Origin of the sequence: uncultured Roseovarius sp. (assembly GCF_913057115.1) — a bacterium.
Lineage (GTDB): Bacteria > Pseudomonadota > Alphaproteobacteria > Rhodobacterales > Rhodobacteraceae > Roseovarius.
In genome coordinates this window covers 17,366-37,034 of sequence record NZ_CAJXNN010000035.1, presented here as the reverse complement: position 1 = coordinate 37,034, position 19,669 = coordinate 17,366, and the positions used below count along the sequence as shown (strand labels likewise).

22 protein-coding genes are annotated in these 19,669 nt (G+C 59.1%); 10 read left to right on the top strand and 12 right to left on the bottom strand.

The features are described 5' to 3' along the window. Window positions 1-224: 224 nt before the first annotated feature. On the bottom strand, window positions 225-2,978 hold the full coding sequence (gene acnA / locus QZ498_RS13720; protein WP_294623180.1) for an aconitate hydratase AcnA: 2,754 nt from the start codon (window positions 2,976-2,978) through the stop codon (window positions 225-227). A 240-nt stretch (window positions 2,979-3,218) separates the two neighbouring features. Between acnA and QZ498_RS13715 the strand changes: the two genes are divergently transcribed. Next, complete coding sequence (locus tag QZ498_RS13715) at window positions 3,219-3,917, top strand: thioredoxin family protein (protein ID WP_294623178.1); 699 nt, start codon at window positions 3,219-3,221, stop codon at window positions 3,915-3,917. Window positions 3,918-4,148: 231 nt separating this feature from the next. Here the strand turns inward: QZ498_RS13715 and QZ498_RS13710 are convergent, their stop codons facing one another. Continuing rightward, a complete protein-coding gene (locus tag QZ498_RS13710; protein ID WP_294623176.1) occupies window positions 4,149-4,553 on the bottom strand; it encodes a hypothetical protein in 405 nt (134 codons plus the stop codon). Between the two features lie 137 nt (window positions 4,554-4,690). Continuing rightward, on the bottom strand, window positions 4,691-5,893 hold the full coding sequence (locus tag QZ498_RS13705) for a pyridoxal phosphate-dependent aminotransferase (protein WP_294623174.1): 1,203 nt from the start codon (window positions 5,891-5,893) through the stop codon (window positions 4,691-4,693). A 93-nt stretch (window positions 5,894-5,986) separates the two neighbouring features. Here QZ498_RS13705 and QZ498_RS13700 point away from each other — a divergent pair, with 93 nt between their 5' ends. The 3 genes from QZ498_RS13700 to QZ498_RS13690 all read left to right on the top strand — a co-directional run bounded on the left by QZ498_RS13700 (window position 5,987) and on the right by QZ498_RS13690 (window position 7,363). Continuing rightward, the gene (locus QZ498_RS13700) at window positions 5,987-6,391 is read left to right on the top strand and encodes a helix-turn-helix transcriptional regulator (protein WP_294623172.1); all 405 of its coding nucleotides are present in this window, start codon (window positions 5,987-5,989) and stop codon (window positions 6,389-6,391) included. Window positions 6,392-6,425: 34 nt separating this feature from the next. Beyond that, complete coding sequence (locus QZ498_RS13695; protein WP_294623181.1) at window positions 6,426-6,656, top strand: succinate dehydrogenase assembly factor 2; 231 nt, start codon at window positions 6,426-6,428, stop codon at window positions 6,654-6,656. A gap of 206 nt (window positions 6,657-6,862) precedes the next feature. Next, window positions 6,863-7,363: a winged helix DNA-binding protein gene (locus QZ498_RS13690; protein WP_294623171.1), complete on the top strand. Its 501-nt coding sequence runs from the start codon at window positions 6,863-6,865 to the stop codon at window positions 7,361-7,363. Window positions 7,364-7,393: 30 nt separating this feature from the next. Here the strand turns inward: QZ498_RS13690 and QZ498_RS13685 are convergent, their stop codons facing one another. From QZ498_RS13685 to QZ498_RS13675, 3 genes are read right to left on the bottom strand one after another with little or no spacing between them, the layout of a single operon-like run. Continuing rightward, a complete protein-coding gene (locus QZ498_RS13685) occupies window positions 7,394-8,095 on the bottom strand; it encodes a DUF1194 domain-containing protein (RefSeq protein ID WP_294623169.1) in 702 nt (233 codons plus the stop codon). After that, window positions 8,092-8,820, bottom strand: coding sequence for a DUF1194 domain-containing protein (locus QZ498_RS13680; protein ID WP_294623167.1), 729 nt, complete (start codon window positions 8,818-8,820; stop codon window positions 8,092-8,094). Before QZ498_RS13680 ends, QZ498_RS13685 begins: the two co-directional genes overlap by 4 nt. Beyond that, window positions 8,787-9,215 carry a VOC family protein gene (locus QZ498_RS13675; RefSeq protein WP_294623165.1) on the bottom strand — a complete coding sequence of 143 codons (429 nt, stop codon included), beginning with the start codon at window positions 9,213-9,215 and terminating at the stop codon, window positions 8,787-8,789. Before QZ498_RS13675 ends, QZ498_RS13680 begins: the two co-directional genes overlap by 34 nt. Window positions 9,216-9,505: 290 nt before the next feature. Between QZ498_RS13675 and thyX the strand changes: the two genes are divergently transcribed. Beyond that, window positions 9,506-10,411, top strand: a complete 906-nt coding sequence (gene thyX, locus QZ498_RS13670; RefSeq protein WP_294623163.1) for an FAD-dependent thymidylate synthase — start codon at window positions 9,506-9,508, stop codon at window positions 10,409-10,411. Between the two features lie 846 nt (window positions 10,412-11,257). Beyond that, on the top strand, window positions 11,258-11,539 hold the full coding sequence (locus QZ498_RS13665; protein WP_294623161.1) for a hypothetical protein: 282 nt from the start codon (window positions 11,258-11,260) through the stop codon (window positions 11,537-11,539). Between the two features lie 26 nt (window positions 11,540-11,565). Here the strand turns inward: QZ498_RS13665 and QZ498_RS13660 are convergent, their stop codons facing one another. Next, on the bottom strand, window positions 11,566-11,772 hold the full coding sequence (locus tag QZ498_RS13660) for a cold-shock protein (protein WP_294623159.1): 207 nt from the start codon (window positions 11,770-11,772) through the stop codon (window positions 11,566-11,568). Between the two features lie 171 nt (window positions 11,773-11,943). Between QZ498_RS13660 and QZ498_RS13655 the strand changes: the two genes are divergently transcribed. Next, window positions 11,944-12,258 carry an arsenate reductase family protein gene (locus QZ498_RS13655; RefSeq protein ID WP_294623157.1) on the top strand — a complete coding sequence of 105 codons (315 nt, stop codon included), beginning with the start codon at window positions 11,944-11,946 and terminating at the stop codon, window positions 12,256-12,258. Window positions 12,259-12,302: 44 nt separating this feature from the next. Further along, window positions 12,303-12,671, top strand: a complete 369-nt coding sequence (locus QZ498_RS13650) for a hypothetical protein (protein WP_294623156.1) — start codon at window positions 12,303-12,305, stop codon at window positions 12,669-12,671. Here QZ498_RS13650 and QZ498_RS13645 read toward each other — a convergent pair. The 5 genes from QZ498_RS13645 to thrS form a co-directional block, all read right to left on the bottom strand. Continuing rightward, on the bottom strand, window positions 12,604-13,206 hold the full coding sequence (locus QZ498_RS13645; RefSeq protein ID WP_294623154.1) for a DoxX family protein: 603 nt from the start codon (window positions 13,204-13,206) through the stop codon (window positions 12,604-12,606). The two genes, QZ498_RS13650 and QZ498_RS13645, sit on opposite strands and share 68 nt — an antisense overlap. Before the next feature lie 3 nt (window positions 13,207-13,209). Further along, on the bottom strand, window positions 13,210-13,965 hold the full coding sequence (locus QZ498_RS13640) for a DNA-binding domain-containing protein (RefSeq protein ID WP_294623152.1): 756 nt from the start codon (window positions 13,963-13,965) through the stop codon (window positions 13,210-13,212). After that, entirely contained in the window at window positions 13,962-14,819 is an 858-nt protein-coding gene (locus QZ498_RS13635) for a DUF692 domain-containing protein (protein WP_294623150.1), read from the bottom strand. The genes QZ498_RS13640 and QZ498_RS13635 overlap by 4 nt, the downstream gene beginning before the upstream one ends. A gap of 60 nt (window positions 14,820-14,879) precedes the next feature. After that, entirely contained in the window at window positions 14,880-15,167 is a 288-nt protein-coding gene (locus QZ498_RS13630) for a DUF2282 domain-containing protein (protein WP_294623148.1), read from the bottom strand. Between the two features lie 240 nt (window positions 15,168-15,407). Next, window positions 15,408-17,387, bottom strand: a complete 1,980-nt coding sequence (gene thrS, locus QZ498_RS13625) for a threonine--tRNA ligase (RefSeq protein WP_294623146.1) — start codon at window positions 17,385-17,387, stop codon at window positions 15,408-15,410. 684 nt (window positions 17,388-18,071) lie between these two features. On the opposite strand from thrS, the gene QZ498_RS13620 reads away from it, so the two are divergent. Both QZ498_RS13620 and QZ498_RS13615 read left to right on the top strand, forming a co-directional pair. Beyond that, complete coding sequence (locus tag QZ498_RS13620; RefSeq protein ID WP_294623144.1) at window positions 18,072-18,296, top strand: hypothetical protein; 225 nt, start codon at window positions 18,072-18,074, stop codon at window positions 18,294-18,296. A gap of 28 nt (window positions 18,297-18,324) precedes the next feature. Continuing rightward, the gene (locus QZ498_RS13615) at window positions 18,325-19,557 is read left to right on the top strand and encodes an MFS transporter (RefSeq protein ID WP_294623142.1); all 1,233 of its coding nucleotides are present in this window, start codon (window positions 18,325-18,327) and stop codon (window positions 19,555-19,557) included. The last annotated feature ends 112 nt before the right edge of the window (window positions 19,558-19,669 follow it).

The window sequence follows — 19,669 nt, the reverse complement described above, 5'->3', positions numbered from 1 at the left end:
CGATGCCCGGACTGCGCCGGGCGGTTGCGCTCGACGGCAATCCTTTCGCGATCCTCGGGCGGCAGCTTCGTCCCGCAAAGCCGACATGCGGCACCATGAACCCGCTTCCCGGTTTCCCGCAAGGACGTTGCCCACGTTGGAACCAAGACGGGTCAACGGCCCGTCAAACCAACAAAAAAGGGCGGCCCCGATAGGCCGCCCCTCTAACTTGTCTGATCCGAAAATCAGGCTGCCGACTTGGCCAAGTTGCGCAACACATAGTGCAGCACGCCGCCGTTTTCGACGTATTCTTTTTCCACCGCCGTATCGATGCGCGACTTCAAGGTGATCTCCTTGGTCGTGCCATCGGCATAGGTGATGGTGCAGGGAATTTCGGCCTGCGGTTTCATATCGCCTTCCAGACCGGTGATGTCGAAAGTCTCGTCACCCGTCAGGTTCAGGCTGCTGCGGGTGTCGCCGCCGGTGAACTCGAAGGGGATCACGCCCATGCCCACGAGGTTCGAGCGGTGAATACGCTCGAAATTCTCGGCGATCACCGCCTTGACGCCCAGCAGGTTGGTGCCCTTCGCGGCCCAGTCACGGCTGGAGCCCGCGCCGTACTGTTCGCCGCCCACGACGACCAGGGGCGTGCCCTGCTCTTGATAGGCCATGGCCGCCTCGAAGATCGAGGTCTGCTCGCCGTCCGGGCCCTTGGTGTAGCCGCCTTCGACACCATCCAGCATCTCGTTGCGGATACGGATGTTGGCGAATGTGCCGCGCATCATCACCTCGTGGTTGCCACGACGCGAGCCATAGGAGTTGAACTCGCGCACCGGCACCTGACGCTCGGTCAGGTACTGGCCCGCAGGGGTCGAGGGCTTGAAGCTGCCCGCCGGGCTGATGTGATCGGTGGTGACCATGTCGCCCAGAAGCGCCAGCATCTTGGCGCCCTTGATGTCGGAAATCGTGCCCGGCTCTTTCGCCATGCCCTGGAAGTAAGGCGGGTTCTGCACGTAAGTCGACTGCGGCGGCCAGTCGTATGTTTCCCCTTCCGAGGTCTCCACCTCCTGCCACTTCTCGTCGCCCTTGAAGACATCGGCATATTTCGATTGGAAGGCCTCGCGAGTCACGGTCTTCTCGACCAGATCGGCGATTTCCTTCTGCGTCGGCCAGATGTCCTTGAGGTAGACGGGGTTGCCGTCTTTATCGTGGCCCAGCGGTTCATGCGTCAGGTCGATGTTCATGTCACCGGCCAGCGCATAGGCCACCACCAGCGGCGGCGAGGCGAGGTAATTGGCGCGCACGTCCGGGCTGATCCGGCCTTCGAAATTGCGGTTGCCCGACAGAACGCTTGTGGCGATCAGGTCGTTGTCATGGATGGCCTTCGAGATTTCCTCCTGCAGCGGGCCGGAGTTGCCGATGCAGGTGGTGCAGCCATAGCCGACAAGGTTGAAGCCGATGGCGTCCAGATCGTCCTGCAGGCCGGCCGCCTCAAGGTAATGCGACACCACCTGGCTGCCCGGTGCCAACGAGGTTTTCACCCAAGGTTTGCTATCAAGGCCCAATTCGCGCGCCTTGCGCGCCACAAGGCCCGCACCGATCATCACATAGGGGTTCGAGGTATTGGTGCATGACGTGATCGAGGCGATCACCACCGACCCGTCGCGCAGCTCGTAATCCTCGCCCTCGACCTTCGCGCTCTTGCGCGGGTCGATCAGGGCATCGGGCGCGGGGCCTTCAGCCGCCATATCGGTGGCAGCCGAGGTTTCGTCTTCGCCGCGATATTCGGAAACCACGTCAAAGAACGCCGGGGCGGCCTTGTCCAGTGTCACGTAGTCCTGCGGGCGTTTCGGCCCGGAAATGGCCGGAACGATGGTGCCCATGTCAAGGCTCAGGGTGTCGGTGTACACGGGCGCATAGCTCGCATCGCGCCAGAAGCCGTTTTCCTTGGCATACTGTTCGACCAATGCAACGCTGTCTTCGTCGCGCCCGGTGTTGCGCAGGTAGCGCAGGGTCTCGTCGTCGATCGGGAAGAAACCGCAGGTCGCACCATATTCCGGCGCCATGTTGGCAATCGTCGCCCGGTCCGCCAGCGGCAGCTTGTCCAGACCGTTTCCATAGAACTCCACGAACTTGCCGACAACGCCCTTCTCGCGCAGCATTTCCACGACCTTCAGGACAAGGTCAGTGCCGGTGGTGCCTTCGACCATCTCGCCGGTCAGTTCGAAACCGACGACTTCCGGGATCAGCATCGAAATCGGCTGACCCAGCATCGCGGCCTCGGCCTCGATACCGCCCACGCCCCAGCCCAGAACCGCCAGACCGTTGATCATGGTGGTGTGGCTGTCGGTGCCGACGAGGGTATCGGGATAAGCCACTTCGACCCCGTCTTGGTCCACGTCGCTCCAGACGGCCTTGGCAAGATACTCAAGATTCACCTGGTGGCAGATGCCCGTGCCCGGCGGCACGACGCGGAAGTTGTTGAAGGCGCCCTGACCCCACTTGAGGAACTGGTAACGCTCCATGTTGCGCTCATATTCGCGGTCCACGTTCATCTGGAAGGCGCGCGGGTTGCCGAACTCGTCGATCATGACCGAGTGGTCGATCACAAGGTCAACCGGGTTCAGCGGGTTGATCTGCTCGGCCTTGCCGCCCAATGCCACGATCCCGTCGCGCATCGCGGCAAGGTCCACAACGGCGGGAACGCCGGTGAAATCCTGCATCAGAACGCGGGCCGGGCGATAGGCGATCTCGCGGGGGTTCTTGCCGCCTTTGGTGGCCCATTCGGAAAACGCCTTGATGTCGTCGACCGTGACGGTCTTGCCATCCTCGAACCGCAGCATGTTTTCCAAAACCACGCGCAGCGCAGCAGGCAGCTTGGAAAAATCGCCAAGGCCCGCTTTTTCAGCGGCAGCGATGGAGTAGTAGGCAAAGGTCTTGCCGTTGACGCTCAATTCCTTGCGCGTCTTTGTGGTGTCATGTCCGACGGTGATAGGCATTGTTGGCCTTCCTTTCACGTTCAAGGCAGGAATAGGAATTCGCTGGCCTGCTTCTGACCGATTTGAAAACCCCGATCAAGAGGAGTCAGGCAAAATTGTATACTATTGCACACAATTTGCCGCAGAATCACATGAAAATCAAGCATCACCCTGTACTGACGAAACCTTGATTGGCCGTTTCGGTGCCGAGTACATAGAACAATGGGGTAACCAAGACTGCCGCAAACACAGGACACCGCCATGCGAAACATCCGCCATTGGGTCGCCGCCTTTCTGATGCTGGCCAGCCCCGCCCTTGCCGAAGGTCCCGGGCCCGTGGTGGTTGAGCTTTATACCTCGCAGGGCTGTTCGTCTTGCCCGCCCGCCGATGCCTACCTGCATGAACTGGCCGAGCAAGAAGGGGTCGTCGCACTGGCCATGCATGTCGACTACTGGGATTACATCGGGTGGAAAGACAGTTTTGCCGATCCCGCCTATACAGCACGGCAAAAATCCTATGCGGCGGCACAGAACAAAAGAATGGTCTACACTCCGCAAATGATCGTCGATGGCAGCTATGGCGTGGCGGGCACCAAGCCCAAGGCCGTGGCCGCCGCCATCGCCAAGCACCATGCCAAACCCAACCCCGTGACACTCAAACTGCGCCGCGAAGGCGACACCCTGCACATCATGGCCACTCCGCGGGGGGCGGTACCGGCGCGCATGGACATCACGCTTCTGCGCTACAGGCCCAAGGCCACCGTGGCCATCAAGTCCGGCGAAAATGCAGGGAGAACGCTCAGCTATGCCAATATCGTGACGTCGATGGAACCCCTGGGCACATGGACCGGGGCCAACCCCCTGCGCGTCAGCCATCCGCTCAAGGGCGACCAGCCGCTGGTCGTACTGATCCAGCAATCCGGCCACGGCCCGATTGCAGGCGCGGCGATGTTGGAGTGAAATTGGTCACCCAATGCCACGAAGCGCCGGGCAGGCCGGACATTCTTCGTTAGGCTGGCAAGGCGTTTCGAAACGCCTTCCGACAAGCGCCTTCGAAGGCGCTTGTCACGCAAATTCGAATTTGCGTGGTCCAAGGCTTTTCGAAAAGCCTTGGCCGGGACAGGAATTCACAGCGCGCCAGACCTGACCATTCGAGGGGCTTTGTCTCTCAATCGGCCACTTGTCCGAAACTCACTCGCCCTTCATCAACCGATCCGCCTTCTTGCGCACCAGAACGGTGCGCAAGTCATGCATCGCCAGCAGCAGCGCATCGGTCACTTCTTCCAATTGCTCTGCCGTCGCGCGCGATTGCGCCCAATGGGTGGTGGTGTTGAGGTAATCCACCGCCCGAAAGATATCGTCGATGTCCCGATGGGCGAGGATCTCGGCGCGCTCGGCCATCCAGTCTTCGATGGCGGCAATATCGGCCTCGCTCAATTCGCGGTCACCATGGGGCTTGATCTCGGCCTTGCGGATATTGACCACGGCAATCTGGTCCATGTCGATCCGTCGCTGCCGGTTCTCGGTGTCCACGCGGAACACGAAGGCCCCGTTGTCACGGACCCTGAAGTAATATTCCGGCAAGTCTCCGGTCATAAAGCCCCCTAAAAAACACTGTCTTTTTGCCGTTACAATCCACAAATTGACGGTCTAAGCAACAATCCAGGTTCCAACGCCGGCGCATTTTGCCGTGCCTGCGGCATTCCGATCAACGTGAATCGGCGCGCGCGAGCTTACCGAAGCCCGCCACAGAACCGCGTAATCCGGGTGCAGGCCTCCTCCAGCATCTCATCCGACGTGGCATAACTCACCCGGAATGCGGGTGACAGCCCAAAGGCCGCGCCAAAGACCACGGCCACGCCTTCCTCTTCCAGAAGGGCGGTGGCAAATGCCTCGTCACTGTCGATCTTGGCTCCACCGGCGCTGGTCTTGCCCATCAGCCCGGCAATCGAAGGATAAACGTAAAACGCCCCCTCCGGCACCGGGCAGGTGATCCCCTCGATGGCGTTCAAACGCTCCAGCACAAGATCGCGGCGGCGTTTGAACACCGCGTTATTCGACGCAATGAAATCATGACTTCCAGTCAGCGCCTCCACCGCCGCCCACTGGCTGATCGTGCAGGGGTTCGAGGTGCTTTGGCTCTGGATTTTCCGCATCCCCCCGATCAATACCTCCGGCCCCGCGGCATAACCGATCCGCCAGCCGGTCATCGCATAGGCCTTGCTGACCCCGTTGCAGGTCAGTGTGCGGTCATACAGCCCCGGCTCCACCTGCGCGGGCGTGCAGAATTCAAACCCGTCATAGGCCAGATGCTCGTACATATCATCGCTCATCACCCAAACATGCGGGTGGCGCATCAAAACATCGGTCAGCGCTTTCAACTCATCCCATGCATAGCCCGCCCCGGTCGGGTTCGACGGCGAATTGAAGATGAACCACCGCGTCTTGTCGGTAATCGCGGCCTCCAAGGCCTCGGGCGTCAGCTTGAAATTGGTCTCGACACCCGCCTCGGCAATCACCGGGGTGCCACCCGCCAAAAGCACCATATCGGGGTAACTCACCCAATAGGGCGCCGGGATCACCACCTCGTCACCGGGGTTCAGCGTCGCCATCAACGCGTTGTAAAGGATCTGCTTGCCGCCCGTGCCCACACTCACCTGCGCCGGGGTGTAGTCCAGCCCGTTGTCGCGCTTGAACTTGGCGCAAACCGCCTCTTTCAACTCGGGGATACCATCGGGCGCGGTGTAGCGCGTCTTGCCCTCTTCAATGGCCCGAATGCCCGCCGCGCGGATATGGTCCGGCGTGTCGAAATCCGGCTCCCCCGCGCTCAACCCGATCACATCCTTGCCCGCCCGGCGCAATTCCGCCGCCTTGGCGGTCATGGCGATCGTCGGGGACGGTTTGACGCGCGATAGTGTCGCGGAAAGAGGGTTCATGTCAGGCTCCGGTTTGTATCACTTCTTCGAATGTCTTAGAGTCCGCGACAAGACGTATCAAGCACCCTGCAGGATCACGCGAAAGGAAGTCCCATGAACGAGCAAACCAACGACGGCTGGTTCGACCCCGAGGCCACCACCTTCGGCGACCGTGTCGCCGGTGCCCGCGAACAAGCAGGCATGACACAAACGGAACTGGCCAAACGCCTTGGGGTGAAACTCAAGACCCTCAAAGGCTGGGAAAACGACCTGAGCGAGCCGCGCGCCAACAAGTTGTCGATGATGGCGGGCCTGCTCAATGTCTCGCTTCTGTGGCTGCTTTCGGGCGAGGGCGATGGCCCCGACGCGCCGGGGGAAGAAGGTGAACTTTCGCGTGACGTCACCGAAATGCTGACCGAGATTCGCGATATCCGCACTCATATGGCGCAATACGTGGACCGCCTGGGCCGCTTGGAAAAAACCCTGCGCTCCAAACTCAAGGACGAGGCGGGTGCCTGAAGAAACCCGCGACATCCGGCTCAAGCGGCTTTACATGCGCTCCATCCGGCGTGGCATCAAGGAGATGGACATCATCCTTGGCCGCTACGCCGACACGCGCTTGGCCGATCTGGATGAGGCCAGCCTCGACACCTACGATGCGCTTCTGTCCGAAAACGATCAGGATCTCTATCAATGGGTGACGGGGCAGGCCCCGGCACCTGATGCGCTCGCGCCTCTGATCGAAGATATTGCACGGCTTTCGAACGCCAGCGGTGCCAAATAAAGTGGTCCGCCTTTGATCTGAGCTATCAGCGAAGGACGGAACGCGTGCAACGATTCAGTGCTGGGCTGCATTTCGCGAAAAGCTGTCATTCAGGTTATTCGCGATACACTTTAGTTCGGATTTTATACGCCTCCCATAGGGTTTAACCGATTATTCGGCAATTTATCCCAATGTCCCTCTCTGAGCAGTATCGCACGGAGACGGACATGAGTTTGCACACCCCCTTCGAGACCCCCGCGAACAAGCAGGGTTTCATGACAGGCTACCTTGATGCGCTGGCGCTGGTCGAACGGCTGCACCGGTTGCTTCTGGATGTCATCAAGGATGAATTCGAACGCGTCGGCGTTCTTGAGATCAACGCGGTACAGGCGCTTTTGCTGTTCAACATCGGCGACAACGAGGTGACAGCGGGGGAGCTTAAAACGCGCGGTTACTATCAAGGCAGCAACGTCAGCTACAACCTCAAGAAGCTGGTGGAAATGGGCTATATGCACCACCAACGCTGTGAGGTTGACCGCCGCTCGGTCCGGGTCCGGCTCACTGAAAAGGGGCGCGGTATTCGCGATATCGTGGCACAGCTTTTCGAACGTCACGCCGACGGCATGCAGGACAAAGGCGTGATCGGCCTTGATGGCATCGACCAGATCACCAGCTCCCTGCGCCGGGTCGAACGCTACTGGACGGACCAGATCCGCTATATCTACTGACGCAACTTTTTTACCGGCCTTCTCCTTGGCTCATGGCCGTGCCCGCACCACCTGCGGCGCGGCCATCTCCTTTTCCAGCTTGCGCTGCATGGCAGCTGCAAAGTCCTGATAATCCGATGCGGTTTCAACAAAGGCCCCCGGGCCCCGGATCACATGCCGCCGGTAATAGGCCTGCATCGAAATCACTTGGCTCAGGTCCTTGCTGATATTGGCCCGCGCCTGCGGCCCGACAACCAAACCATTGACGGTGATCCCCGCAACCGCCGCGTCAGGCAACTGCCCCGGATGCGGGCCATCGTTCGACGGACCATCACCGGAAATATCCAAGGTCTTTTGCCAACAATCCTGCGTCGCCAGCGCTTCGGCCCCCCAACGAATGGCCGCGCCGATGGCCGTTCCCGGATCGTCATAGCGCTGTGTCACCGCCCGCAATCGCGCCGCCACCTGCGCCATATCCTCCGCATCTCGCAACTCGGCCCAATCAACAAGCACCCGCTGTTGCCCAACACCGCCCCATTCATAAACCGCCAAGCGAATGGGCGCCTGCGGCATGGACAGCGCCACCGCCTGAACCTCTGCGGCCTCCATGGCGCGCGCAATCCCCTCCAACTGCAAGCGATACTCGGCCCCATCGACCGACCCCGAGACATCCAGCCCCAACATCAAGGCCTGCCGGCACGCCGCCTGCGCCGCCCCGGCCCAAAGGCCAAACAATAGCGCCGCGCATTTCATCCGCGCGGGGCAGGGGGCACCGCGCCGCCCAGCATGATATCGTTGATTTCGCGGTAGAGCTTTCGGGTCATGGCGTTCCGGAAATCCTCAAAACCATTGGCGGTCTCAAGAAAGGCATTGCGCCCCCGGATCACCTCGTTGCGGTAAAACCCCAAAACCTCCTCGTCATGGCCAAGGATGACCAAGCCATTCACGGTGACATCGGCCAAGGGGAAATGCCGATAGGCAAGGCGTGGGCCAAAGCCATCGTTGTTCACCCCGTCGCCCGAGACATCAATCACCCGCCGCGCGCATTCAGGCGCGCGCGCCAGCATCCGCGCGGCATAGCCGATGCCATAGCCCATGGCCGTGGGAAACTCGCTTTCACTGCGCACCGACCCGGCCAGCGCATCAACCGCCCGGTCGATATCCGCCTCTGTCTGCAACAGCGCCCAGTCCAGCAGCACCTTCTGCTTGTAGCGCCCACTCCACTCATAGGCCGAAAGCGCCACCGCCCCGGCCCCGCCGCCGAGGATCGCATGCCGCACCTCGGGCGCGTCCAGTGCCGCGGCCAGCCCGACGCGCTGCAAATCATATTCCACCTCATCCACCGACGAGGACACATCCAGCGCCAGAACCAACGCCAAACGGCACCCCTCGGCCCCGGCAGGCAGCGCCGCCAAGGCCCAAAGCCACAGCGCCGCGCAAATCCTCACCAATGGCCCGTGTTCTCCATGCTGGCCCAAGGCTCGGCCGGCTCCAGCGCCTCACCCTCCTGCAACAACTCAATCGAGATATTGTCAGGGCTGCGCACAAAGGCCATCCGCCCGTCACGCGGCGGGCGGTTGATGGTCACGCCATTGTTCTGCAAATGCGCGCACATCTCGTAGATATTGCCGACCGAATAGGCCAAATGCCCAAAGTGGCGGCTGTCATCGGGCAGGGCATCATCCCCATCCCAGTTATAGGTCAGCTCCACCGGGCACTCTTCCTGCCCCTCCGGCGCCATGAAAACCAGCGTAAAGCGCCCGGCCTCCACATCCATGCGCCGAACCTCTTTCAGGCCCAGCAACTCATAGAATTCCTTGGATTTTTCCAGGTCCTTCACCCGAACCATCGTGTGCAGGTATCTTACGCGCATCGCGGATCACTCCTTTCAAATCTTTCGTCAAAGGATAATCGTGCCTGCGCGTCTGTCGAGGGGAAAGCCCCGGATTCACAAGCCAAAGCCAAGCTCATCTTGACCACCGACACCCAAGTCGCCGTTCAGCCCGTCGAATTCATCACCTCGAACTGCACAAGCACCACCGACCGCACAAGGCATGCCTTCGCTCAGGAAACACGATCAGCACCCCATATTGTCGTTTTGTCCGCGCGATCCGCGAGATATAGTCGTGTCACGACTCGCCCCGCTTGACGAAAGGATGCCCCATGCCCCTCAGCCCCGAACAACAGGCCGAAATCGAAGACCAGCGCGGCACACCGCAATCCACCCTGCGCACCACCGCCCCGGGGATGGAAAAACACCTCTACACCGCCTACCCGGTGCTCGATCACGGCTTTGTCCGGGTGATCGACTACATGGGCGACGATGCCGCCATCTGTCAGGCCGCCCGCGTGTCCTACGGCAAAGGCACCAAATCGGTCAGCAATGACGCGGGGCTGATCCGCTACCTCATGCGCCACTGGCATTCCACGCCCTTCGAGATGTGCGAGATCAAGCTGCACGTCAAACTGCCGGTTTTCGTCGCGCGCCAATGGATCCGCCACCGCACCGCTAACGTCAACGAATACTCCGCCCGCTATTCGATCCTTGATCGGGAGTTCTACATTCCCGCCCCCGATCACCTCGCCGCGCAATCCACCACCAACAACCAAGGCCGCGGTGAGGCGCTTCAAGGCGAAGAGGCCGAGCGCGTCCTGCGCCTCCTGCAAGAGGATTCCATGCGCGCCTATGACCACTACGAGGAGATGATCAGCCAAGAGGGCCAACAGGGCCTCGCGCGGGAGCTGGCCCGCATGAACCTGCCCGCCAATGTCTATACCCAATGGTACTGGAAAGTCGACCTGCACAACCTGCTGCACTTCCTGCGCCTGCGCGCCGACCACCACGCCCAATACGAAATCCGCGTCTATGCCGAGGAACTCTGCAAGATCGTCGCCGATTGGGTCCCCGCTGCCTATGGCGCTTTCGAGGATTACCGCATGGGCGGTGCGACCCTCTCGGCCAAGGGCCTCGACTGCCTCCGCCGGATGCTGAAAGGCGAGGAGGTCACCCAGGAAACCTCAGGCATGAGCAAGGGGGAATGGCGCGAGTTTCAGGAGGTGTTGGGGTAACACCAATTGCCCAACTTCTCTGCGCTGGAATCATAGCGCATCGCTGGCAACCCGAGCCGCCCGGCTCTGACGGGCCACGCCCGACCCTCCCCCCGGGAGGGCGTCCTGCAACAGTTGCCATGCTGAATATCGGTTTCGGACTCTTGGACCGCCCCACACCAAGCCCCCGCCCCAATGCCCTCCCAGGGCCGGGCGTGGCCCTCTGTTGCAATACAGCTATTGATTGTGCCAGAGCCGCGCCAAAGACGACGCGCGCGGGGGCGATTGCCCCATATGGGCGGCAGCGCTTTATCCCTGCCAAATCCGAAAAACCTCAAGCGGTGCGCAGCAATGGCCAAAAAGCCGCCGCGTCACGCCGAAGGCGTGCCACCGTCATGTCGGCGCCCCTCTGGGGCGACGGGGCGCGTCGGCTTTGGCGCGGCGGCGCTGCGCGCCTTGATCCCGCGCCCGCGCATCAATCACAGGTCGGGGCAGCGCATCGGACATGACATCTCCAAACGACATGCGCCCAATCTCCCCGCAATGCGTTAACACCCCCTGACCCCACCGTGCGGCCCCCTCAGCGCGGCAGCGATCTGGCCCGTGTGAAGCCCCGGTTTCGTACGACTCGTACGAAACAGTTTCAGGCCCCCCGGATTTTCGTACGAAACGCGGGGAGTAAGCGTACGACTCGTACGAAAATTTTGCTGGCCGCACTGTCCGCGCGGCGTGGTCAATAAGACTCACGCGTTCAGATTGTTTCGCGGATGCGCCCGTCCGGGCCCAAAAGGTTTGACAGGGGCGGGGGATCGGCTACGATTGCAAGCAGTATCAGGATTATTTTTCAGCGTTTTCAAGAGGTTCCACATGCGCTTCCCCCTCTCCGCCGCCCTTCTCGCCGCTGTCATCGCGGCTCCGGCCGCTGCCGGAGGCCCCAAGATTTACGCCTATGACGCCGGTGCCAACTATTGCCCCAGCGGCCTGCAACCGATCACCATGAACGGTGTCATTTGCTGCGGTCAGCCCAATCAAAACCAATCATATCAACAGGTTATGCGTCATCCCGTTCCGAAGAAACGGCATGTCACTCGCCTGCGCCACAGTCGCGTCGTTGACACCTGTGCCGAAGGCGTGAAGGGCTGTTACTAAGCCCTTGGGCGGAAATTTCCGTTGTTTTACAGGGGTTTGAGGTCGCCAGCCATCTGGCGGCCATCTTTGCCTTCCACCAGTTCGTAATCGACTTTCTGATTGTCCGCCAACCCGGTCAAGCCCGACCGTTCGACTTGGCTGATGTGTACGAATACGTCGCTACCGCCTTGATCTGGCTCGATAAATCCGTATCCCTTCGTGGTGTTGAACCACTTCACGGTGCCACTGGGCATGCCGTTTCTCCTTCTGATCTTCATCGTCCCCGGATCCTGCCGGGCCACGCACCAACCCCCTAAAGCCTTGGCACCCAAGGATGATTACACGGGCATTGTAAAAAGCAAGCGAAACCCCCGTGACTGTTCCGCCAATGCCCGTTATTGAGGCGGAAACACCGGGGAAATGCGATGATCCTATACGGTTTGAAAACCTGTGACACCTGCCGCAAGGCCTTGAAATCATTGCCGGATGCGCGGTTCGTCGATGTCCGGACCGAGGGTGTGCCGGGTGGCGTGCTGAAATCCGCTTATGAGGTCTTGGGCGATGCCCTGCTCAACACCCGCTCCACCACATGGCGTGGTTTGGACGAGGCCACGCGCGCCCGCCCCGTGCTTGAATTGCTCGCCGAGCATCCGACCTTGATGAAACGCCCACTGATTGTCTCAACCGATCAGTTTTTCCTTGGTTGGGGCAAGGACGTACAAGCTCAACTCCTTGGATGATTGGCAAAAATACCTATCTGCTTTGAAACGGTTAGGAGCTTGAAATGCGTAGCGCAGCTATGGTTCTGGGTGTCATTGGGGGCCTGTTCGCGGTGTTTGTCGGGTTCTTCAGCTACGGCTATACCGAGTTCATTGATCAATTTGGCGAGATTGAAGGATTGGCCCAACAAGTCGATCGCGTGGGCCTGATCCGAAGCGTCAGTTTCCTTGCGCCGCTCTTGGCCATCGCCGGGGGTGCGATGGCCAAGATCCGCGCGCTGTGGGGCGGTGCGCTTATGCTGATCTCGGCTGCAGCGATGTTTTATGCCTTTGATTTCAATGTCTTCACCATGTTCCCAATCGGTTTCACGGTTTTGGGCGGTGTGCTTGCGATTGCGGCGGGGAAACCCGATGAGCCGAAGACGCATTTTTGAGCAATAGCTGATCCAACGACAGTGGCCCGGCACCTTTGATGACGAGGACCAAAAGCAAGAACACCCAGAGCGCGCGCTGATCAAGGATGGTTGCATCTGGTGCCTTGTCGAACCATGCGCCGACGGTCGATGCCTCGCCGATAGCGCCGTGGCCATACAGGTCAGTCAGTGTTTGCAGGATTACGAAGCCGATCATTCCCAAGGCCGATAGCCGCGTCAACAGTCCGACCACGATCAGGGCAGGCAATAAAAACTCGGCCCAGGTTCCGGCCAAAACGACAAGTGTGTGCAAAAAACTGAGTTGGCTGCTGTCGTATCCCACGGCTTCCATCGCGCGAGGGAAGATCTGCGCATACGCGCCCACGGACGGTGAGAACAGGCCAAACATGCCTTCGCCCAGTTTGGTGAGGCCTGACACCCAAAAATACATCAAGAACAAGGCAGCAAACAGGAATCTGGCCGTGGTCGAAATAACCCAATCGGCATTGTTCAGCCGTGTCGCGAAAGTCTGGTAAAGGGAAATGATGGCAGTCATGGCTTAGTCCTGCGTTTGGATTTCAATGATCGACGAAGTGTCGAGAAGCATGGTCAGAAGCCCTGTCAGGTCAAATTCGGGCGCGTCGTGCATCGCTTTTTCATAGGCGTCACCCAAGGTCTTGCCCTCCAGGATGTTGGCCACGAATAGGCTCGCTCCGGGGGGAAGAACCCTGCCCTCAGGGTCGTATGCGGGCCGCGTGATCAGGACGTCTTGTCCTTGGTTTTTGGGCTTTGCGGAACTCCTGTCCAAGGCGTAGGACCAGATCGCGTGAATGGGCCATCGCGAACGAACCAGTCGCAGGGACGGGGCAAGGATCAACTTGGATGCGGCAAGGGCTTCTTGTGGTAATATCGCCAGTTCGTTTGGGGCCACGGCGTCCGCATCCGCCGCATGATAGGATTCTCGCAACGCTTGCTCAAGTCGCGCAACGTCGGGCAGATATGCGATATGTTGTAGTGGTTCGAAGTCTTCAAGGAAGCTTGGAAACTCATCTCCATAAACCATAATCATCGGGTTCTTGGGTGGGTGCTGGCGCAGGAAGAGGCCGGCGGTTTTCTTGAAGTTCTCATGCCCTATCAAGCTGAGAATAGCCGGAAAACTGACTTCCAAAGCCTCGGTCAAGCTGACGGCGACATTGTTGCGGTAGACCGAGAAGCGCGCGCCTGCGGGTTGTCCTCGGCCATCGCTCAAGCCGATTGGAACAGATGTCGAACTGTCCAAAAGAGCATCGTGGAATTGGGTTTGAGACACGCTCATGCCGGCACCCTTTCGAGGGCTTTCGCCGCACGCGCGGCTTCAGCCGCAAGCTCGGACCATGGAGGAATGTTGGCATCCCATTCAATCAGCAATGGCCGGGGGCCACTGCGTTCAAGCAGGTGATCCAACAGCGACCAAACGGGATCGGCAACCTCGCGACCGTGGCTGTCAATCAGGAGTGGCGCACCGTGGTCGTCTTCATCTTCATCATGTCCGCCAAGGTGGATTTCACCAACCTTATCAATGGGAAACGCGTCGATATAGGCGCGCGGATCAAGTTCCAGGTTCGTGCAAGAGACAAAGACGTTGTTCACATCCAATAGCAGGCCACAGCCCGTGCGGCGCGTCACTTCGGACAGAAAGTCGGTTTCGGAATAGGTGCTTTCTTCGAACGCCAGATAGCTGGATGGATTCTCCAGAAGCATTCGTCGTCCAATTGATTCCTGCACCTCGTCGATATGGTCGGCGACACGCTGCAAGGTCTCTGACGTATAGGGCAGGGGCAGGAGATCATTCAGAAAATGGCTGTCGTGTGTTGACCACGCCAGATGCTCCGAAAAACTCGCCGGGTTAAGCCAGCCGCAGAGGTGCTTGAGACGTGCGAGATGGTCGGGGTCAAGCCGCCCTTCGCCACCGATGCTTAACCCAACACCGTGGACAGAAATTGCAAAACGCTCGGCAAGGTGTCGCAGTTGCGCCAAGGGACGCCCGCCTTCGCCCATGTAGTTCTCGGCATGTACTTCAAGCCACTCGACCGGGCGCGCGTCACCTAAGATGTCTTGGAAGTGCTGTGGCTTGTAGCCAACGCCGGGCGCTGGAGGCAGCGTGGGAAAAGGAATGCTGGAATCAAGCATGGGTCACCTTTCAAAAAGATGGAAGTAGGTGCGCCCGATTTGGGCGCACCCATGTCGACTTTAGGACGGAAGATCGCGGTCCAGAGGCTCAAGGCTGCCCATGCGATCATCCGGCAGTTCGATGTCTTCGCAGGTGCCGGCATCGACAAGTGTCCAAGCGTTGCCTTGGTAATCCACTGTCGAGCTACCCGCGCATGTCGTACCTGCACCGGCCTTGCAATCATTCTCCCCCGCCAGCGAAACACCATAGCATTTCTCTTTTTCCTGAGCGGCGGCGGGTGTGCTGTGCGCGGCCAGTGCGGCAGTCATTGCGCCAGCGATGGCGACGGTTTTCATTGTTTTGGACATAATCGGGCTCTCCCTAGATTGTTGCAAATCTCATCCCTGCCGCAAATGCGGATCAGCGATGTCAAAAGGGTATGTTTGCAAAGGCTCACATGGCTATTCACGTCCGCGTTAAACACGGGCGCGTTAGCAAGCGTGAGAACGCCAGGGACGCGAAGCAACTAGAATGAAACGGAAAATTTCAATTCTGCGAGCGGGCCGCGCAATATATTACACGGCCCGAGACTGAAAATATGCCAATTGTTACAAAAGGTCAGGCGGAGTTGCTTCTTTTGCAAGGGTTTCGACGATGTCCGCCAAAGCCTCCACTCGGGTTTGCTTTTCACCCAAACGGCGGACCGAGACGGTATCTTCCTCCACCTCTTTCATCCCGCAGGCGAGGATCACAGGCACCTTGCCGACTGAATGCTCGCGAACCTTGTAGTTGATTTTTTCATTGCGCAGATCGGCCTCAGCCCGAATGCCAACGGCGTTCAGTTGCTCGACGATCTTTTGCACGTAATCATTGGCTTCGGAAATGATCGAGGCGACGACCACCTGCCGCGGGGCCAGCCAGAAGGGCAGTTTGCCTTCCCAGTTTTCGATCAGGATGCCGATGAACCGCTCGAAGGAGCCAAGGCAGGCTCGATGCAACATGTAGGGGCGATGCTTTTCGCCATCGGCGGCGATGTATGTCGCGCCAAGGCGTTCCGGGAGGTTCGGATCCACCTGAAAGGTACCGCATTGCCAGACACGCCCAATTGCATCCGTTAGGTAGAAATCGAGCTTGGGCCCATAGAAGGCACCATCGCCCGGTTCCAACGTGTAGTCGCGGCCGACGGCCTTGATCGCATTTTCAAGCGCGCCCTCGACGTAATCCCAGCTTTCGTCGGAGCCGACGCGTTTCTCGGGCCGTGTGGCGAAGCGGATTTCGAACTCGGGAAAGCCCAGTTCACGGTAGACGCCTGCAAGGAAGTCGATGAAGCGCGCGCACTCTTCTTGGATCTGCTCTTCGGAGCAGAAGATATGCGCGTCGTCTTGAGTGAATCCGCGCACGCGCATAATGCCGTGCAGGGCGCCGGACGGTTCGAACCTTGCGCAAGACCCGAACTCGGCAAGGCGCAGGGGCAGGTCGCGATAGGATTTCAAACCCTGATTGAATACCTGAACGTGGCAGGGGCAGTTCATCGGCTTGAGCGCGTTGATCCGGGTTTGATCCTTATTCTTGGCCGTCGCATCGTCGTTCTCGCCGTCGCGGCTTTCGTCGACTTCAACGACGAACATGTGATGCTGGTACTTGTCCCAGTGACCCGAGGCTTCCCAGAGTTTGCGATCCACAACCTGTGGCGTGTTGATTTCTTTGTAGCCACCCGCCCGCTGTTTGCGGCGCATGTAGTCTTGCAGCGCCGTGTAGATCGTCCAGCCATTGGGGTGCCAGAAAACCTGGCCCGGGGCCTCTTCCTGCATGTGGAAAAGGTTCATTTCGCGGCCCAGTTTGCGGTGGTCGCGTTTTTCCGCTTCTTCAAGGAAGTTCAAGTAATTCTTGAGTTTTTCCTTGCCGGTGAAGGCCACGCCGTAGATGCGTTGCAGCATCTTCCGGTCAGAGTCGCCCCGCCAATAGGCCCCAGCGACGGACATCAGCTTGAAGGCGTCTGCCGGCACTTGGCCGGTGTGTTGCAGGTGGGGGCCACGACAGAGGTCTTGCCAGTGACCGTGCCAGTACATGCGCAGGGGTTCATCGCCGGGGATGGACTCGATCAACTCGACCTTGAAGGGTTCATCGTTGTCGCGATAGTGCTGGATCGCGCGGTCACGATCCCAGATTTCGGTGCGCACCTCGTCGCGTAGATTGATGATTTCCCTCATCTTTTTCTCAATCGCCCCAAGGTCTTCGGGGGTGAAGGGTTCATCGCGATCGAAATCGTAGTACCAGCCGTTCTCGATCACCGGTCCGATGGTGACTTTGACATCCGGGTAAAGTTCCTGGACAGCGCGGGCCATGATATGGGCGAGGTCATGACGGATCAGTTCGTTGGCAGGCCCCTCATCTTTCATCGTATTGATACTAATGGAAGAATCGTGGTCAATCGGCCACTGGAGATCCCAGTGCTGGTCGTTCACGGTGGCCGAGATGGCCTTCTTTGCGAGGGATTTTGAAATGTCTGCGGCAACTTCGCCGGGGGTGATCCCGGCCTCGTAGGAACGCGCGTTACCATCAGGAAAAGTAAGGGAAATCTGGGCCATTGGCCTGTAGCTCCTCGTCGGTTTGGCGCCCACGGAACGCCCGGTTGCGGGTTATATGTCTCGCGCGTCTTTTGGCCGTTGAGCGGCGTCAAGTCAAGCGCGGGAATGTCGTACGAGTCGTACGCTTGCCCCCCAAGTTTCGTACGAAAAACGAGGCACGCTCACTGAACCTCGTACGACTCGTACGAAAAATCCCGAAAAAGCTCTCTGATCGGCGAGAAGCTGGGGCAAGCCGAGGGATCGTGGCGCGCAGGCTGATTACGCCGCGCGTGTCGGCGCAAGGCGCTGAAGAAGCGCGGCGAGGTCATCCGTTTGCACGACACTATCGGGCTAGCATGGCGTATCCGGGAAGGCGAAAAGGCCGTGCGGATGCGGTAGTCGGTCATCCTGTTGCGGGCTTTTGGAGAAGCAGGGCGGAAAAACCTGCGTAAGGCAAACCGGTGGATGCGATGGTGTGCCTTGGCGTGCAATTGTGCGCGTTACGAACAAGTTTCTGATCAGAAACAAACTTTTCCAGTTTTGCCAAACATGAAATTGATACCGTGTTCAACGGTATGCAAGGCCATCGGTAACACATTGACGCATCTAGGAAAATCATCTGGAGTTGTCGGAAATGGCGCGTATATTGTCGGATATCACCTATCGGAAACTTCTAGGAAAAGCTGCCATTGAGGAGTGAGAGCGATGACCAAATTTAATGAGACTTTCGAACTGTCTGTGGAAGATGTGGATTTGATCGAAACAGCGCTGCGTCAAACCAAAAGTGAGCTGGCAGGCCAGTTGGTGGAACAGGAAACTGTCGACGAAGACTTGGATCACTCGGTGCGCCAAATCCATGACCTTTTGGGCCGGTTGCACAATCAAAAAGTATTTTACCGTCCCCAGCAGCAGCCTTACATCGGTGGGTAACCGATAAAGGACTTGTGAAAGGGACAGCTTGCCAAATCTGTTCGAAGGCCTGACCGGGCAGAAGAGCGACCCGGTTGAGGCGCAAAATGGCTTGCGCCACATCGTGGCGCTAAGCCTTTCGAAGGTAGCTGACGGTCTTATAGACCCGAAGTTGGTGTTGAGCTGGCTGTTGGGTGTTTTGGGCGCGCCTGCTGTGTTCATAGGCATGTTGGTGCCGATCCGAGAAGCAGGGGCACTGCTTCCGCAGATCGCAATGGCCGGGATATTGCAGCGGCGACGCCAACGGCGTTGGGTCTGGGTGTTGGGCAGTGCGGGCCAAGGGGTTGCCGCTTTGCTGATCGCCCTCGCAGCTTTGACGCTTGCTGGCTGGGCCGCCGGTTTGGCGATTTGCGGTATCTTGGCAGGTTTGGCGGTGTCGCGTGCCGCATGCTCTGTTTCCTACAAGGACATCTTGGGCAAAACCGTGGGCAAAACGCGCCGTGGGACGGTGACCGGCGCGGCGGGATCGGTTTCGTCGGCGGCGGTCTTTGTATTCGCGCTCTTGCTGGTCAGTGGCGTTCTGCAAAATGAACGCGCTGTGATTGCCGCAATCGCAGTAGCGGGTGTTTTATGGCTATTGGCGGCGGCTGTCCTCGGGCGGCTTCGTGAAGAGGACAGTGCGACAGACGGCCGGGCGGATGCTGAGAGCTATTTGAAAATTCTGAAAGATGACAGGAACTTGCGGCAGTTCATTCTGGTGCGGGGGCTTTTGGTTTCGACGGCGCTTGCGCCGCCTTATCTTGTCGTTCTTGGTACGCGGTCCGGGGCAGAGGCATTGGGTATGCTGGGCGGGCTTGTACTGGCGTCTTCTGCGGCGGGATTTGTGAGTTCTTATGTCTGGGGGTGGCTTGCCGATCGGTCGTCGCGCATCATGCTTTTGCTTGCGGGCATTTTGGGGGCCCTTTCCATGGTCTTGGCGATCATTGCGGCGGTCAATGGACTGGCCAACGTGATTTGGGTGATCCCGTCGATCCTTTTTGTCTTGATGGTGGCCTATCATGGGGTGCGTCAGGCGCGGTCAACTTACTTGGTCGATATTTCGCCGGAGGATCGTCGTTCGGTCAACGCAGCGATTGCCAATACCGCGATTGGTTTGATTTTGCTTGCCGTGGGCGCGGTTGGTGGTGCGTTGACATGGCTTGGGCCGCAGGCGGCCTTGGCGGGATTTGCGGCCATGTCTTTGCTGGGCGGGCTTTTGGCCTTGCGGCTTCGGGATGCCTAAGGCCGTGTGCAGATGTGTGCCCCTGTATGCGATTGTCTATGTAACAGGCTGACATAAAAAGAGATTTCTATTTTGTGACAATTTGGTTAACGCTTGTTCCATGCTGCGTTGT

What these genes read in the sequence shown, in the direction of transcription:
- acnA (WP_294623180.1), bottom strand. Translation starts at nt 2,978, where the DNA reads ATGCCTATCACCGTCGGACATGACACCACAAAGACGCGCAAGGAATTG.
- QZ498_RS13715 (WP_294623178.1), top strand. Translation starts at nt 3,219, where the DNA reads ATGCGAAACATCCGCCATTGGGTCGCCGCCTTTCTGATGCTGGCCAGC.
- QZ498_RS13710 (WP_294623176.1), bottom strand. Translation starts at nt 4,553, where the DNA reads ATGACCGGAGACTTGCCGGAATATTACTTCAGGGTCCGTGACAACGGG.
- QZ498_RS13705 (WP_294623174.1), bottom strand. Translation starts at nt 5,893, where the DNA reads ATGAACCCTCTTTCCGCGACACTATCGCGCGTCAAACCGTCCCCGACG.
- QZ498_RS13700 (WP_294623172.1), top strand. Translation starts at nt 5,987, where the DNA reads ATGAACGAGCAAACCAACGACGGCTGGTTCGACCCCGAGGCCACCACC.
- QZ498_RS13695 (WP_294623181.1), top strand. Translation starts at nt 6,426, where the DNA reads ATGCGCTCCATCCGGCGTGGCATCAAGGAGATGGACATCATCCTTGGC.
- QZ498_RS13690 (WP_294623171.1), top strand. Translation starts at nt 6,863, where the DNA reads ATGAGTTTGCACACCCCCTTCGAGACCCCCGCGAACAAGCAGGGTTTC.
- QZ498_RS13685 (WP_294623169.1), bottom strand. Translation starts at nt 8,095, where the DNA reads ATGAAATGCGCGGCGCTATTGTTTGGCCTTTGGGCCGGGGCGGCGCAG.
- QZ498_RS13675 (WP_294623165.1), bottom strand. Translation starts at nt 9,215, where the DNA reads ATGCGCGTAAGATACCTGCACACGATGGTTCGGGTGAAGGACCTGGAA.
- thyX (WP_294623163.1), top strand. Translation starts at nt 9,506, where the DNA reads ATGCCCCTCAGCCCCGAACAACAGGCCGAAATCGAAGACCAGCGCGGC.
- QZ498_RS13665 (WP_294623161.1), top strand. Translation starts at nt 11,258, where the DNA reads ATGCGCTTCCCCCTCTCCGCCGCCCTTCTCGCCGCTGTCATCGCGGCT.
- QZ498_RS13660 (WP_294623159.1), bottom strand. Translation starts at nt 11,772, where the DNA reads ATGCCCAGTGGCACCGTGAAGTGGTTCAACACCACGAAGGGATACGGA.
- QZ498_RS13655 (WP_294623157.1), top strand. Translation starts at nt 11,944, where the DNA reads ATGATCCTATACGGTTTGAAAACCTGTGACACCTGCCGCAAGGCCTTG.
- QZ498_RS13650 (WP_294623156.1), top strand. Translation starts at nt 12,303, where the DNA reads ATGCGTAGCGCAGCTATGGTTCTGGGTGTCATTGGGGGCCTGTTCGCG.
- QZ498_RS13645 (WP_294623154.1), bottom strand. Translation starts at nt 13,206, where the DNA reads ATGACTGCCATCATTTCCCTTTACCAGACTTTCGCGACACGGCTGAAC.
- QZ498_RS13640 (WP_294623152.1), bottom strand. Translation starts at nt 13,965, where the DNA reads ATGAGCGTGTCTCAAACCCAATTCCACGATGCTCTTTTGGACAGTTCG.
- QZ498_RS13635 (WP_294623150.1), bottom strand. Translation starts at nt 14,819, where the DNA reads ATGCTTGATTCCAGCATTCCTTTTCCCACGCTGCCTCCAGCGCCCGGC.
- QZ498_RS13630 (WP_294623148.1), bottom strand. Translation starts at nt 15,167, where the DNA reads ATGTCCAAAACAATGAAAACCGTCGCCATCGCTGGCGCAATGACTGCC.
- thrS (WP_294623146.1), bottom strand. Translation starts at nt 17,387, where the DNA reads ATGGCCCAGATTTCCCTTACTTTTCCTGATGGTAACGCGCGTTCCTAC.
- QZ498_RS13620 (WP_294623144.1), top strand. Translation starts at nt 18,072, where the DNA reads ATGACCAAATTTAATGAGACTTTCGAACTGTCTGTGGAAGATGTGGAT.